Source organism: Serratia sp. 4542 (genome assembly GCF_016805595.1).
Classification (GTDB): domain Bacteria; phylum Pseudomonadota; class Gammaproteobacteria; order Enterobacterales; family Enterobacteriaceae; genus Serratia; species Serratia nevei.
The window spans coordinates 147,359-160,138 of sequence record NZ_RXKV01000002.1; the positions used below are offsets into that span (position 1 = coordinate 147,359).

The 12,780-nt window shown below is 61.4% G+C and carries 11 protein-coding genes; 3 read left to right on the plus strand and 8 right to left on the minus strand.

Annotation, left to right across the window (positions count from 1 at the left end; translation table 11 throughout):
* Nucleotide 1: 1 nt before the first annotated feature.
* Nucleotides 2–496 carry a Fe-S cluster assembly transcriptional regulator IscR gene (gene iscR, locus EKL15_RS01785; RefSeq protein WP_004941404.1) on the minus strand — a complete coding sequence of 165 codons (495 nt, stop codon included), beginning with the start codon at nt 494–496 and terminating at the stop codon, nt 2–4.
* A 193-nt stretch (nt 497–689) separates the two neighbouring features.
* The gene (gene trmJ, locus EKL15_RS01790; protein ID WP_025303916.1) at nt 690–1,424 is read right to left on the minus strand and encodes a tRNA (cytosine(32)/uridine(32)-2'-O)-methyltransferase TrmJ; all 735 of its coding nucleotides are present in this window, start codon (nt 1,422–1,424) and stop codon (nt 690–692) included.
* A 119-nt stretch (nt 1,425–1,543) separates the two neighbouring features.
* Here trmJ and suhB point away from each other — a divergent pair, with 119 nt between their 5' ends.
* Nucleotides 1,544–2,347, plus strand: coding sequence for an inositol-1-monophosphatase (suhB, locus tag EKL15_RS01795; RefSeq protein WP_004941400.1), 804 nt, complete (start codon nt 1,544–1,546; stop codon nt 2,345–2,347).
* 56 nt (nt 2,348–2,403) lie between these two features.
* Here suhB and EKL15_RS01800 read toward each other — a convergent pair whose 3' ends face one another.
* Nucleotides 2,404–3,426 (minus strand): nickel/cobalt transporter, encoded by a 1,023-nt coding sequence (locus tag EKL15_RS01800; protein WP_049200710.1) that lies wholly within the window; start codon nt 3,424–3,426, stop codon nt 2,404–2,406.
* Complete coding sequence (locus EKL15_RS01805) at nt 3,417–4,052, minus strand: DUF1007 family protein (protein ID WP_033651572.1); 636 nt, start codon at nt 4,050–4,052, stop codon at nt 3,417–3,419. The genes EKL15_RS01800 and EKL15_RS01805 overlap by 10 nt, the downstream gene beginning before the upstream one ends.
* Before the next feature lie 182 nt (nt 4,053–4,234).
* Here EKL15_RS01805 and csiE point away from each other — a divergent pair, with 182 nt between their 5' ends.
* The gene (csiE, locus tag EKL15_RS01810) at nt 4,235–5,500 is read left to right on the plus strand and encodes a stationary phase inducible protein CsiE (protein WP_203088695.1); all 1,266 of its coding nucleotides are present in this window, start codon (nt 4,235–4,237) and stop codon (nt 5,498–5,500) included.
* Here the strand turns inward: csiE and EKL15_RS01815 are convergent, their stop codons facing one another.
* Together EKL15_RS01815 and glyA are read right to left on the minus strand one after the other, a co-directional pair.
* Nucleotides 5,501–6,646 (minus strand): 3-phenylpropionate MFS transporter, encoded by a 1,146-nt coding sequence (locus tag EKL15_RS01815; protein ID WP_038874523.1) that lies wholly within the window; start codon nt 6,644–6,646, stop codon nt 5,501–5,503. It abuts the gene before it with no gap.
* A gap of 156 nt (nt 6,647–6,802) precedes the next feature.
* A complete protein-coding gene (glyA, locus tag EKL15_RS01820) occupies nt 6,803–8,056 on the minus strand; it encodes a serine hydroxymethyltransferase (RefSeq protein WP_025303922.1) in 1,254 nt (417 codons plus the stop codon).
* Nucleotides 8,057–8,413: 357 nt separating this feature from the next.
* On the opposite strand from glyA, the gene hmpA reads away from it, so the two are divergent.
* Nucleotides 8,414–9,604, plus strand: a complete 1,191-nt coding sequence (gene hmpA, locus EKL15_RS01825; protein WP_060425028.1) for an NO-inducible flavohemoprotein — start codon at nt 8,414–8,416, stop codon at nt 9,602–9,604.
* Between the two features lie 37 nt (nt 9,605–9,641).
* Here hmpA and EKL15_RS01830 read toward each other — a convergent pair whose 3' ends face one another.
* Together EKL15_RS01830 and EKL15_RS01835 are read right to left on the minus strand one after the other, a co-directional pair.
* On the minus strand, nt 9,642–10,826 hold the full coding sequence (locus EKL15_RS01830) for a cytochrome c (protein ID WP_203088697.1): 1,185 nt from the start codon (nt 10,824–10,826) through the stop codon (nt 9,642–9,644).
* Nucleotides 10,823–12,733 carry an FAD/NAD(P)-binding protein gene (locus tag EKL15_RS01835; RefSeq protein WP_060425032.1) on the minus strand — a complete coding sequence of 637 codons (1,911 nt, stop codon included), beginning with the start codon at nt 12,731–12,733 and terminating at the stop codon, nt 10,823–10,825. The genes EKL15_RS01830 and EKL15_RS01835 overlap by 4 nt, the downstream gene beginning before the upstream one ends.
* Between the last annotated feature and the right edge of the window lie 47 nt (nt 12,734–12,780).

A 12,780-nucleotide genomic window follows, 5' to 3' on the forward strand; every position in this document is an offset into this window, starting at 1 on the left:
CTTATGCGCGCAGATTAACGTTGATAGTTTCTTGCGGACGACCGTTGGCCGTGCGGCGCGTATCGTTGTTTTGACGATCCGCCACCACCAGCACTTCCTGGTTATTGACCAGTTCTGCCAGCGTAATGTTGTTCAGGAACCCGCTGATGCGCTCGCTCAGATCGCGCCACAGGGCGTGGGTCAAGCAGCGATCGCCGCCCTGACAGCCTTCTTTGCCCTGGCAACGGGTTGCATCTACCGATTCATCGACGGCAGTGATGACAGCGCCAACGGCGATCTCACCCGCGTCTTTACCCAGCAGATAACCACCGCCCGGACCACGCACGCTGGCCACCAGGCCGTTCTTGCGCAGACGGGAGAATAATTGTTCCAGATAAGAGAGCGAAATACCCTGGCGTTCGGAAATGTCCGCCAGTGGTACCGGCCCTTCCTGGGAATGCAGCGCTACGTCAAGCATAGCGGTTACGGCATAACGGCCTTTGGATGTCAGTCTCATAGCTCAATGGTTACCTGTTGGTCAAATATGGCCGAAAGTCTGACATTCCTGAGTAAAACAGTCAACTATTTAACCTAGTAATTGACTCAAGTATTAGCACGTTTTGAACTTAGCAAGAACAAAGGTATATAAAATACATGTTATAACCTTTGGATAACTAATACTATTGTCGCCCACCGTTATGCCACATCAATTAATTACCTTGATGTTTATCCTGTTTCTCGATCGACGTCAGCATGCCGCGCAGGATATTCAGCTCCTGCCCTTCCGGGCGCGCGCGGGTGAACAGCCGACGCAGGCGGCTCATCACCTGCCCCGGATGGGACGGGCGAATAAAGCCGGTGCGCTGCAGCGTCTGCTCCAGGTGCTGATAGAAACGCTCGAGGTCGTCCACCAGCGGATACGGCGTCTCTTCCAGCTGCGGCGCGCCCGCCTGTTGGCGATCGAGGTAAGCCACGCGCACTTCGTACGCCAGGATCTGCACCGCCATCGCCAGGTTCAGCGAGCTGTAGTCCGGGTTGGCCGGAATGGCGACGTGGTAGTGGCACTTCTGCAGTTCATCGTTGGTCAACCCGACGCGTTCGCGGCCGAACACCAGCGCCACCGGCGCGTGTTCGCCCTCGTGCACCGCGCGCACGCCGCATTCACGCGGCTCCAGCATCGGCCACGGCAAGGTGCGAGAACGTGCGCTGGTGCCCACCACCAGGCTACAGCCGGCGATGGCGTCATCGAGGGTATCGACGATAGTGGCGTTGCCGATCACGTCGCTGGCACCGGCGGCCAGGGCGATGGCCTGAGAATCGGGTTTGATCAGCGGATTAACCAGATAAAGGTTGGTTAAACCCATGGTTTTCATGGCTCTGGCGGTCGAGCCCATGTTGCCGGTATGTGAAGTCTCTACCAGAACAATGCGGATATTGTGCAGCATACAAACTCTGAGCGTGGCGGAAAATCGCAGCATCTTAACACAGCCATAGGCAATTTGCCGAACAGCTGCTATACTTCGCGCCGTTTCCTGTTCTTTAACATCCTAGTTGGAAGATACCCATGCATCCGATGCTGACTATCGCCGTGCGCGCTGCGCGCAAGGCCGGTAACCTGATTGCCAAAAACTACGAAACCCCGGACGCTGTAGAAGCGAGCCAGAAAGGGACCAATGACTTCGTCACCAACGTCGATCGCGATGCAGAGCATCTGATCATCGACGTCATCCGCAAGTCTTATCCGCAACACAGTATCGTGAGCGAAGAACGCGGTGAGCTGATCGGCGAAGATCGCGATGTGCAATGGGTGATCGATCCACTGGATGGCACTGCAAACTTCATCAAACGTTTCCCTCATTTCTCCGTTTCCATCGCCGTACGCATCAAAGGCCGTACTGAAGTGGCCGTGGTTTACGATCCGATGCGCAACGAACTGTTCACCGCCACTCGCGGCCAGGGCGCACAGCTCAACGGTTACCGCCTGCGCGGCACCAACGCCAAAGATCTGGATGGCACCATCCTGGCGACCGGCTTCCCGTTCAAGGTCAAGCAGCACGCAACGCCTTACATCAACATCGTCGGCAAGCTGTTCACCCAGTGCGCAGACTTCCGTCGCACCGGTTCCGCCGCGCTGGATCTGGCCTATGTGGCCGCCGGCCGCGTAGACGGGTTCTTCGAAATCGGCCTGAAGCCGTGGGATTTCGCCGCGGGCGAACTGCTGGTGCGTGAAGCCGGCGGCCTGGTGACCGACTTCGTCGGTGGCCACAACCACTTCAGCTCCGGCAACGTGGTTGCAGGCAACCCGCGCGTAGTGAAAGCCATGCTGGCCACCATGCGTGAAGAACTGAGCGAAGCGCTGAAGCGTTAATCGCCAGAAGCGAATCGAAAAAAAGCGCTGCCGATGCAGCGCTTTTTTTATGCCCGTTAGCGGGAGAAGGGCCGGATGCCGCCGCCGAATTCCGGCTGCGCGCTGACGTACAGCAACAGCCCTGCAGCCAACAGGATCAGGCCGCCGGCTAACGCCAGCGCCCCCCAGGCCACCGCGCTCCAGGCGGCGGGGGCACGCGAACGGCTGAGGCGCACCGCCAGCCGGCGGCTGTAATGCACCAGCAGCGCCAGCATCGAGATGGTCAACGAGGTGCCGAACGCCATCGCCAGCGCGGAGATCACTCCCCAGCCGAACACGCCGATCACCTTGGAGAACAGCAGCACCAAAATCGCCCCCGAACAGGGGCGCATGCCCATCGCCAGCACGATGGCGGCCTGAGTGCGCCAGTCGCTTCCCGCCTGCAGCTCGCTGTCGCTCGGCAGATGCCGGTGGCCGCAGCCGCAGTGGGCGCTGTGCACATGATCCGCCGCCAGCGGCGTCAGGCTGTTGATGCGCAGCGCCGGCGCCGGGCGCATCGCCTTGATCGCCGCAAACAGGCGTTTCAGCGCGCGCCAACTCAGCAGCACGCCAAGCAGCATCACCAGAATAAAACTGCCCTTCTCCAGCCAGAAGCTGCTTTGGTGCAGCTGGCGCGAAGAGAGCTGCAATACCACCAGCATCAGCGTGACCAGCGCGATCGCTACCCCGCCCTGTACCAGCGAGGCGGCGAAGGTCAGCTTCAGACTGCTTTTCAGCCGCGCCGGATGGGTAGCCAGGTAGGTGGCGATCACCACTTTGCCGTGCCCGGGGCCAAGCGCATGCAAGACGCCATAGCCGAGGCTGAACAGCATCAGTGCCAGCCCGGCCTGCTGCGGCGCGGCCTTCACCTGCTGCAACAATCCCGCCATCTGCTGGTGCAGCGCTTTTTGCCATACCACGCTCTGCATCAGCAGCTGCGGCCAATAGTGCCACGCCAGCAGCGCGGCGGCCGCCAACGCCAGCGTGAATGGCAGCAGCGGCCACAGGCCGAAGGCCCAGTGGCGTCGGCTCGTCGTCGGAGGTGAGAAATTTAACGACATTGCAGCGTCACCCGCTGGGCGAACTGCTGCCCCAGCGCCAGGTCTTCACCGGGCGAGTCGTTCTTGTCGAGCGACAGCGCATAGGCCTGCAGCGACGCATTCGGCTTCGGCGTCATCAGCTTGTAGCTGCACAGCTGCGCCATCTCCGGCGGCAGATGCAGCGCATTTTGGTCTTTATAGGTCATATCCACGAAATAAGTCGGATCGTAAGTAGAAAGTTCGAACGGCTTGCCCGCCAGCGGCTGTGGCTCGGCCAACGGCAGCACGAACTCCAGCACCGCCTGATTGCCCTGGCGCGACAGGTGATATTCGCTGGGCAAGTTCAGGTATTTCACCGGCTTGCCGTCGCGGTAAAGATCGGTGAAATAGTGCTGCCCCAGCACGTTGGCCATCACTTCCGCCGCCAGCTTTTTCCACACTTCCGAATCGCTCTTGGCGTTTTTCGCATCGTAGAGCAGATCCGCCGAGGTGATTTCATCCATCACCCACACCATTTTCAGGCCGACCAGCCGCTGGTCTTTGGCGACGAAGGTGGTATTCATGTCGATAAAGCTGTGCGGATGCGCGATCGCACCGGCGCTGAACACGGCGCCGAAGGCAGCCAAAAGACGACGTAACTTCATCATTATCCTGTCTTACCTGCATTTGTTATAACGTAACACAAATAAATACCGAACGGCCCGCCTCTCCCGGCGATATTTGTGACGAAAGTTGTAAGCCGAAGTAAAAGGCGCGCGGTAACCCTGCCATTACAAAGCCTTTTGCTATGCTTAGGCATAATCGCAACCTTTTATGCCGGAAGGTGATAATGAGCCTGGACACCTCTCCCGTGCCCGAGCTCTCCGGACAACAACGGCGCTGCCATCTGCTGCTGATGCTGTACACGCCGGAGCCCGAGTTACAGCTGGAGACCCTGAGCCGAATCAACGGCGTCGCCCCCCCGATAACCCGGCAAGATATAGCCGAGGTGGCCAGTGAAATCCAGCGTTTCCACCACCTGGAGATCGCCGTCGATCACGATCGTGGTTACCAACTGCGGGGCAGCACGCTCGACCAGCGCCTGTGCCTGATCCATTGGCTGCGGCGGGCCCTGCGCTGCAGCCCGCAATTCGTTGAAGGCGATTTCGCCCCGCGCCTGCGGCACGCGCTGGCGGCCGATGCCGCCCCGGCGTCTGCGCTGGCAGAGGCGATCGATGCCTGCGAGCCGCTGCTCAACCGCCGCTTCGATGCACGCGACCGCCAATTCCTGCAGCATTATCTGCTCTACTGCGCCTGGCAAAATCGCCTGCGGCAGCATCCGCGTTTCGACGCCGTTCAGCGTGACTGGCTGCGGCAAAAACCGGAGCAGCAGGCCGCCGCCTGGCTGCATCAGGCCTGCAACCGGCTGTTTAATCAGCCGCCGCAGGCAGACGAGCGCGATTTTTTGGCGCTGACGTTTACCATGTTGAAAAATCACAGCTACCACAGCAACGACTCCGCGCAGGAACAGCGGCTGATGGCGGCCATCGACAGCATGGTCGAGCGCTTCCAGCAACTTTCCGGCATGGCCTTCAGCAGCAAAACTGAGCTGGTCAGCCAGCTGTTTGCCCATCTGGCGCCGGCGCTGGAGCGCTGCCGTTTCGCCATCGGCATCGACAATATGCTGCTGGAAGAAGTGGTGCGCAAATACCCGCGGCTGATGCGCACCACGCAGGAAGCGCTGAAACCGCTGGAGCAGGAGTACGGCGTGCATTTTTCCAACGAGGAGGCGGGCCTGGTGGCCATCAGCTTCGGCGCCTGGCTGATGCAGGACAACGCGCTGCAGGAAAAACAGGTGCTGCTGCTGACGCTGGACAACCCGCAGTTGGAAGAAGAAGTGGAATACCAGATTCGCGAGCTCACGCTGCTGCCGCTGAACATCAAGTATCTGCCGCTGAACGACTATCTGCGCGGCGGCGCGCCGCAGGGCGTCATGCTGGTGATCACCCCTTATGCGGCGGTGCACAGCGATCCGCACCCGCCGCTGATCTATACCGAACTGCCGCTGGAAACCCGGCAGCGCCAGGCGATCCGCGCGCTGCTGGAAGCCCCTTAATCAGCGGCTGACGCTGACCGCCGGCGGCCGGATGAACAAGGCCGGCACCGCGACCGCCGCCATCACCCAGAATACCCCGCCCTGCCAATGTTCGAACAGGAACCCGGCAATGACCGTCATGACGGCGATGCCGCCGCCCATCGCCAGCGCCGAATACACCGCCTGCAGCCGGATCACCTCTTGCCCCTGGCGCGCGGCGATAAAGCGCATCGCCGCCAGATGGCAGACGGTGAAGGTGCCGCAGTGCAGGATCTGGATCAGCAGCAGCCAGCCCAGTTCGGTGCTGTAGGCCATCAGGCTCCAGCGCAGCACGCCGCAGCAGGCGGAGAGCAACAGCAGGTTGCGCGCATTCCAGCGGCGGAACAGCACGTTGCTGCTGGCGAAAATAATCACCTCCGCCACCACGCCCAGCGACCACAGATAGCCGATGGTCGAGGCCGAATAGCCGGCTTCCTGCCAGTAAATGGAGCCGAAGCTGTAGTAGCCGGCGTGCGCCCCCTGCAGCAGCGTGACGCACAGCAGGAAGCGCCAGACCGGCCCTTCTTTCAGCAGTGCCCACAGCGAGCGCTCGGCTCCGCTGTGCGTGCGCGCTTCGCCCTGCGGCATGACGCTCGGCTTCAGCAACATGCCCAGCAGCATCGCCAACACGCTGAAGATCAGGCTGTAAAGAATCGCGTTATGGCCCCACACCGCCACCAGCTGCCCGGTCAGCGCCGAGCCGATGACGAACGCCAGCGAGCCCCACAGCCTTACCCGGCCGTAGTCCATGCGGATCTGCTTTTGCCAGGTGCCGGCCAACGCGTCGGTCAGCGGTACCAGCGGCGAGAAGAACAGGTTGAAGCCCGCTATCACCAGCATCAGCCAGCCCCAGCCGTTGCCGAAGCAAAAGCCGACCGCGAAGGCCAAGGTCAGCAGCGCCAGCAGGCGCAGGGCGGAGACTAAATGAGAGGGATCTTTAACGCGGGGTGCAATCAGTAAACTGCCGAGGAAGCGGGCCACCAAGCCGGCGCCGAGCAACATGCCGATGGTTTCGGGTGCGATGCCCTCGCCTTTCAGCCATACGCCCCAGAACGGTAAGAAGATGCCATAGGAAAAGAAGTAGGTGAAATAACTGAGAGCGAGCCAACGCGTTGATTGCAGAACCATGATCCCTCCGGAATGAGGGCAATACTTTGACAGAGCTCACACCGCCCCGCAATCGTCATTCCACTTCAATGCGTTAGAGTGCCAGACAGTTCACAGTTTGCTGCTGGCGGGCATAAAAAAACCCGCCGCAGCGGGTTTTGTCGGGCGAAAGCGGGATTATGCGTAAACCGGCAGGCGGGCGCAGATATCCAGCACTTTCTTCTTGGTGCGTTCGATGGTGGCTTCATCGTTGATGTTGTCCAGCACATCGCAGATCCAACCGGCCAGTTCGCGCACGTCGGCCTCTTTGAAGCCGCGACGGGTCACGGCCGGGGTGCCGATACGCACGCCGGAGGTAACGAACGGGCTCTTCGGATCGTTCGGCACGCTGTTTTTGTTGACGGTGATGTTGGCGCGGCCCAGGGCAGCGTCCGCTTCTTTACCGGTCAGGTTTTTGTCGACCAGATCCAGCAGGAACAGGTGGTTATGGGTGCCGCCGGAGACCACTTTGTAGCCGCGCTGCAGGAACACGTCCACCATCGCCTTGGCGTTGACCGCCACTTGCTGCTGGTAAACCTTGAACTCAGGCTCCATCGCTTCTTTCAGCGCCACCGCCTTGCCGGCGATCACGTGCATCAGCGGGCCGCCCTGGCCGCCAGGGAACACGGCGGAGTTCAGCTTCTTGTACAGCTCTTCGTCGCCGCCCTTCGCCAGGATCAGGCCGCCGCGCGGGCCCGCCAGGGTTTTGTGGGTGGTGGTGGTGACGATGTGCGCGTGCGGTACCGGGTTCGGGTACACGCCGGCGGCGATCAGGCCGGCCACGTGCGCCATGTCGACGAACAGGTAAGCGCCGATGCTGTCGGCGATTTCGCGCATTTTGGCCCAATCAACCACGCCGGAGTAAGCGGAGAAGCCGCCGATGATCATTTTCGGCTTGTGGGTTTGCGCCTGCTTGGCCAGATCGTCATAGTCGATTTGGCCTTTGTCGTCGATGCCGTAAGGCACCACGTTATACAGTTTGCCGGACAGGTTGACCGGGGAACCGTGGGTCAGGTGGCCGCCGTGCGCCAGGTTCATGCCCAGAATGGTGTCGCCCGGCTGCAGCAGCGCGGTGTACACGGCGAAGTTAGCCTGGGAGCCGGAGTGCGGCTGCACGTTGGCGTAATCGGCGCCGAACAATTCTTTGGCGCGATCGATAGCCAGCTGCTCAACGATATCCACGTATTCGCAGCCGCCGTAGTAACGCTTGCCCGGATAGCCTTCAGCGTATTTGTTGGTCAGCTGGGAACCCTGAGCCTGCATCACGCGCGGGCTGGTGTAGTTCTCAGACGCGATCAGCTCGATGTGCTCTTCCTGACGCACCACTTCCTGCTCCATGGCACGCCACAGTTCCGCATCGTAATCGGCAATGTTCATTTCACGCTTTAACATCCGGCATCTCCTGACTTAAATCAGCTAACTAAAAAATCACCAAATAACTACCCGTTTGGGTTCTGGGCCACAGTGTAAACCGTTTCGCCCCACCGAAGATAGGTCTTGACAGAGGTTTTTACGCAAACGATTGGCATAAGGTGGCGCAAGGCTTTGATCCGCGAAACGCCGCCGTTTATCAACGGACATTTCCTCATGCGAACGATGCGCTTTTTTCATGTTCTGTGAGCGCGATCGACGCCCGAAGAACACCGCAACGAAAACAAGGGTATTTACAAGCGACGCGGAACCCAATAAGATGCATTTAAAATACATCATTACAATTATCGTCAAGATCCCAACCCAAGGAGCGCTTCCATGCTGGATAGCCAAACCATCGCCACCGTGAAATCCACCCTTCCCCTGCTGGCTGCGACCGGGCCGAAGCTGACCGCCCACTTTTACGATCGCATGTTCGCGCACAACCCGGAATTGAAAGACATTTTCAACATGAGCAACCAGCGCAACGGCGATCAGCGTCAGGCGCTGTTCGACGCCATCTGCGCCTATGCCGCCAACATCGAGAACCTGGCGGCGCTGCTGCCGGCGGTGGAGCGCATCGCGCAGAAGCACACCAGCTTCAATATCCAGCCGGAGCAGTACAACATCGTCGGCGGTCACCTGCTGGCGACGCTGGACGAAATGTTCAGCCCGGGTCAGGAAGTCCTGGACGCCTGGGGCAAAGCCTACGGCGTGCTGGCCAACGTATTTATCCAGCGTGAAGAGCAGATTTATCAGCAGAGCGAAACCGACAACGGCGGCTGGCGCGATCTGCGCGCATTCCGCATCCTGAAGAAACAGCCGCAGAGCGACGTGATCTGCAGCTTCGTGCTGGCGCCGGTGGACGGCGGCCGGGTGGCGGACTTCAAACCGGGGCAATACCTGGCGGTCTACATCAAGCACGACAGCCTGGAGCATCAGGAAATTCGCCAGTACTCGCTGACCACCTCGCCGAACGGCGAGTTCTACCGCATCGCGGTGAAGCGCGAAGATCAGGGGAAAGTGTCCAACTACCTGCACCAGCAGGCTCAGGAAGGCGACGTGATCTACATCGCCCCGCCGCACGGCGACTTCTTCCTCGACGTGGCGCCGACCACGCCGGTGGCGTTGATCTCCGCCGGCGTCGGCCAAACCCCGATGCTCGGCATGCTCAACACCCTGCACGACAACCAGCATCAGGCGCAGGTCCACTGGCTGCACGCGGCGGAAAACGGCAGCGTGCACGCCTTTGCCGATGAGGTAGCGGATATTGCCGGGCGTATGCCGAATCTGAGCCGCCATGTGTGGTACCGCGAGCCGGCTGCCGATGACGTGGAAGGCCGCGACTACCACAGCCGCGGATTGATGGATTTGAGTGCGCTGCAAGGCAGCCTGGCCGATCCGCAGATGCACTATTACTTCTGCGGCCCGGTGGCCTTCATGCAGTTCGTGGGCAAACAACTGCTGGAGATGGGCGTAGAGGCCGAACGCATCCACTACGAATGTTTCGGCCCGCATAAGGTGCTGTAATGCTTGCGGAGCGCGGCTGTCAGACCGCGCTCCCCCCTCATTTCGCCTGCAGCTGGCGCGCGTCCTGCACCTGCTGCACCGTCACCGGCGCCGCCTGGTTGCCCCAGCTTCCCCGCAGATAGCTCATCAGATCCGCCGCCTGCCGATCGTTCAACGCCCAGCCGTAAGCCGGCATGTCGAACGCCATCGCCTGCTGCGTGGCCGGAGTATGCGCCCCTTCCAGCACTACCCGCAGCGCGGTCAGCGGATTGTCCGCCGTTACCGTGGCATTGCCCGCCAGCGCCGGAATGGCAAAATCGGTGCCCTCGCCCTTGTTGCCGTGGCAGGTCGAGCAGTACATCGCGTAGGTCGCCTTGCCGCCCGGATTATTCGCCTGCACGGCAGGCGCAGCGGCTTTGGCGGCGGTTTCCGGCGCCAGGCTGCGCAGGTACACCGCGATGGCGTTCAAATCGCCGTCGCTGAGATACTGCGTACTGTGGGTCACCACCTCGCTCATCGGCCCGGCGACCGCCGCATGGCGGCTGCGGCCGGTTTTCAGCAGCGCCGTCACCTCTTCCGGCGGCAGGCCGCGCAGATTGGAGGCGTACCAGCCGTCCAGCTCGGCGCCGCTCAGGAACACCGGCTCCTTACCGTCCAGCCCCTTCTCCTGCATCGCCCAGCCGCGCGGCGTGTGGCAGCTGCCGCAATGGCCCGCGCCCTGCACCAGGTAGGCGCCGCGGTTCCACTCGGCGCTTTGCTGCGGATCTGCCTGATACGGCTGGTCGTCGTGGAACAGCTGGTTCCACACCGCCAGCGGCCAGCGCATCGACAGCGGCCAGCTGATGTCGCTGTCCCGGTTGGCGACGTTCTGCGCCGGCACCTCATTCATCAGGTAGTCATACAGCGCGCGCATGTCTTCCGCGCTCATTTTGGCGTACGAGGTATACGGCATCGCCGGGTAGAGCCGGTGACCGTCTTTGGCTATCCCCTGGCGCATGGCGCGATCGAACTCTTCGAACGAATAGGCGCCGATGCCGTGCAGCTTGTCCGGCGTGATGTTGGTGGCGTAGATAGCCCCGAGCGGCGTCGGGAACTTCATGCCGCCCGCCAGTTCAGCGCCGCCCGGCGCGGTGTGGCAGGCGGTGCAGTCGCCGGCCTTGGCGACATATTCCCCGGCCGACATCGCCTGGGCCGAGCCGCCGGCCGCCAGCAGGCTCAACAGGTACAGCGAACGCAGACTCATGCTCCCTCCTTGGCGGCAACCTTGCCGTAGGCCAGTTCGTTCACCGCGCGCCACGCCTGATCGATCGCCGAGTTGGCGTACGGGCTCCAGTCAGAATCGGAGTTGGCGATAACGATCTTGCCGATCGGCTGCCGCGCCGTTTCGATGATTTTCTTGGCTTCTTCTTCATCGTCAAACAGCCCGTTGAGGAAGTAGGAATAACCGTGCGACCAGCGGTTGACGGTGATCGCCTGAATATCGCGCTGATGGTCGAAACCCGCCTCGCCCAGCATGCCCTGCAGCTGTTCGCGGATCATCTGCTCATGCACCTCGAACGGCGTGCCCAGCAGCAGCGCGCGCCCTTTGCGCGACTGCTCGCGCGGGCTGAGGCCGCTGCCCGGCAGCGTCGGCACGTACACCATATGCAGGCCGATTGGCCGATCCGGATCGCGCGGGTGCTGATACCCGCCCATGCTCACCGGGTAGTCCAGCTTCACGCGGCTGTACGGCGCGGCCGGCGAATAAATTTCGTGCACGCCCAGCTTGATGAACGGTTGCCAGTTGCGGATCACCACTTTGCTGTACACCAACGGCGCCTTGACGTTCTGCTTGAGCGCCTCCTGCTGCTCGTGTGACATCTCCGGCACCAGGTACGGGATCATCATGTTGTAGCCGGCCATCACCACCTGCCCGGCGCGCACCTTGGTCATCTTCTCGCCGGTCATATAGGTGACTTCCACCTTGTCGCCGACGTTGGCCGCGTGCAGCCCGGTGCTGTTCAAACGCAGCTTCACCGGCGACTCCGGCCGATCGAGCTGGCTGTAGTCGAATTTGGCCAGCACCACGTCGTTCATGTCTTTGCCGGCCGGCGCCACCGCCGGGATCAGCTTGCGCACCATCAGGCGCGTCAGCGTGGCGTTGCCGTCCGGGAAGTGAAACACGTAAGGATCGTCGAGGTCCGCCTGCGACTCTTCGTCCAGCGGCGGCAGATTCATGCCGCCGAGGCCCGGCAGATCGCAGATACGCGCATCGCTGCACGACGTGCCGTCGATGCCCACCGCCTGGAAGTCGTTGGTGGTCTGCTGGAAATAACGGATCGCCAGCTCGCTCAGGCCCACTTTTTCACGCAGGAACTGGGTGTAGCTGTGGGTATCAAGCCATTCGACCTTCTGCTCCAGCGTCATCTCCGGCAGATAATCTTTCTCCACCGTATGCAGTGCGATCAGCGCCTGGCGATCGCTTTCCGGCAGCGGGAAATCACCGATGAACGCTTCATAAGAGCGGCCGTTGAGGCGATCGCGCGGAATGTCGTCCGCCACCGTGCGGCCCGGATCGCCGCTCACCACCTTGTCGACGCCGAAGTTCTTGCGATCGAAGTAAACCCCGCGGCTCAGGTTCAGATCCGGGTAGAAAGTGGTGTCAAACGCCTGCTCCAGTTGGTCGATATCGACGCCGAGCTTGCGCAGCAGCCCCATCGCCACCGGGCTGAAGTTGGAGCGCGGCGACTGCAGCGATTCGCTGCCGCCGTAGCCGAGCAGCATGCCGTCGTCGGTGTTGAATTCGTTGCGCTTGGCGTGGCCGCCGAAGTCGTCATGGTTGTCGATCAGCAAAATGCGCTGCTGCTCGCCTTTCAACTGCTGCCAGAAGCAGGCGGCCGCCAGCCCGCTGATGCCGGCGCCGACCACCACCAGATCGAACTCTTCAACGGCGGGTACGCTGCCGAAATCAAAGGTTTTACCGTCGCGCCCCAGCTGGTGCGCATGCTCGAACGAGCCCGGATGGTTACCCCGCAGCCCGGTCAGCGCCGGCGGGTAGTACAGGGTTTGATTGGCGGTTTGCGGCGACGCGCGCAAGATTTGCAGCGGCGTCAACCCGGCGGCGATGGTGATCGCCACCCCGTTGAGAAAATCGCGTCTGGTGATACCCATATAGGCTTCCTTTCAATTTTTATTATCATCGGCCGGCCGGGGCCGGC

Coding starts and splice junctions, on each gene's coding strand:
- iscR (WP_004941404.1), bottom strand. CDS start 496: ATGAGACTGACATCCAAAGGCCGTTATGCCGTAACCGCTATGCTTGAC.
- trmJ (WP_025303916.1), bottom strand. CDS start 1,424: ATGCTGCACAATATCCGCATTGTTCTGGTAGAGACTTCACATACCGGC.
- suhB (WP_004941400.1), top strand. CDS start 1,544: ATGCATCCGATGCTGACTATCGCCGTGCGCGCTGCGCGCAAGGCCGGT.
- EKL15_RS01800 (WP_049200710.1), bottom strand. CDS start 3,426: ATGTCGTTAAATTTCTCACCTCCGACGACGAGCCGACGCCACTGGGCC.
- EKL15_RS01805 (WP_033651572.1), bottom strand. CDS start 4,052: ATGATGAAGTTACGTCGTCTTTTGGCTGCCTTCGGCGCCGTGTTCAGC.
- csiE (WP_203088695.1), top strand. CDS start 4,235: ATGAGCCTGGACACCTCTCCCGTGCCCGAGCTCTCCGGACAACAACGG.
- EKL15_RS01815 (WP_038874523.1), bottom strand. CDS start 6,646: ATGGTTCTGCAATCAACGCGTTGGCTCGCTCTCAGTTATTTCACCTAC.
- glyA (WP_025303922.1), bottom strand. CDS start 8,056: ATGTTAAAGCGTGAAATGAACATTGCCGATTACGATGCGGAACTGTGG.
- hmpA (WP_060425028.1), top strand. CDS start 8,414: ATGCTGGATAGCCAAACCATCGCCACCGTGAAATCCACCCTTCCCCTG.
- EKL15_RS01830 (WP_203088697.1), bottom strand. CDS start 10,826: ATGAGTCTGCGTTCGCTGTACCTGTTGAGCCTGCTGGCGGCCGGCGGC.
- EKL15_RS01835 (WP_060425032.1), bottom strand. CDS start 12,733: ATGGGTATCACCAGACGCGATTTTCTCAACGGGGTGGCGATCACCATC.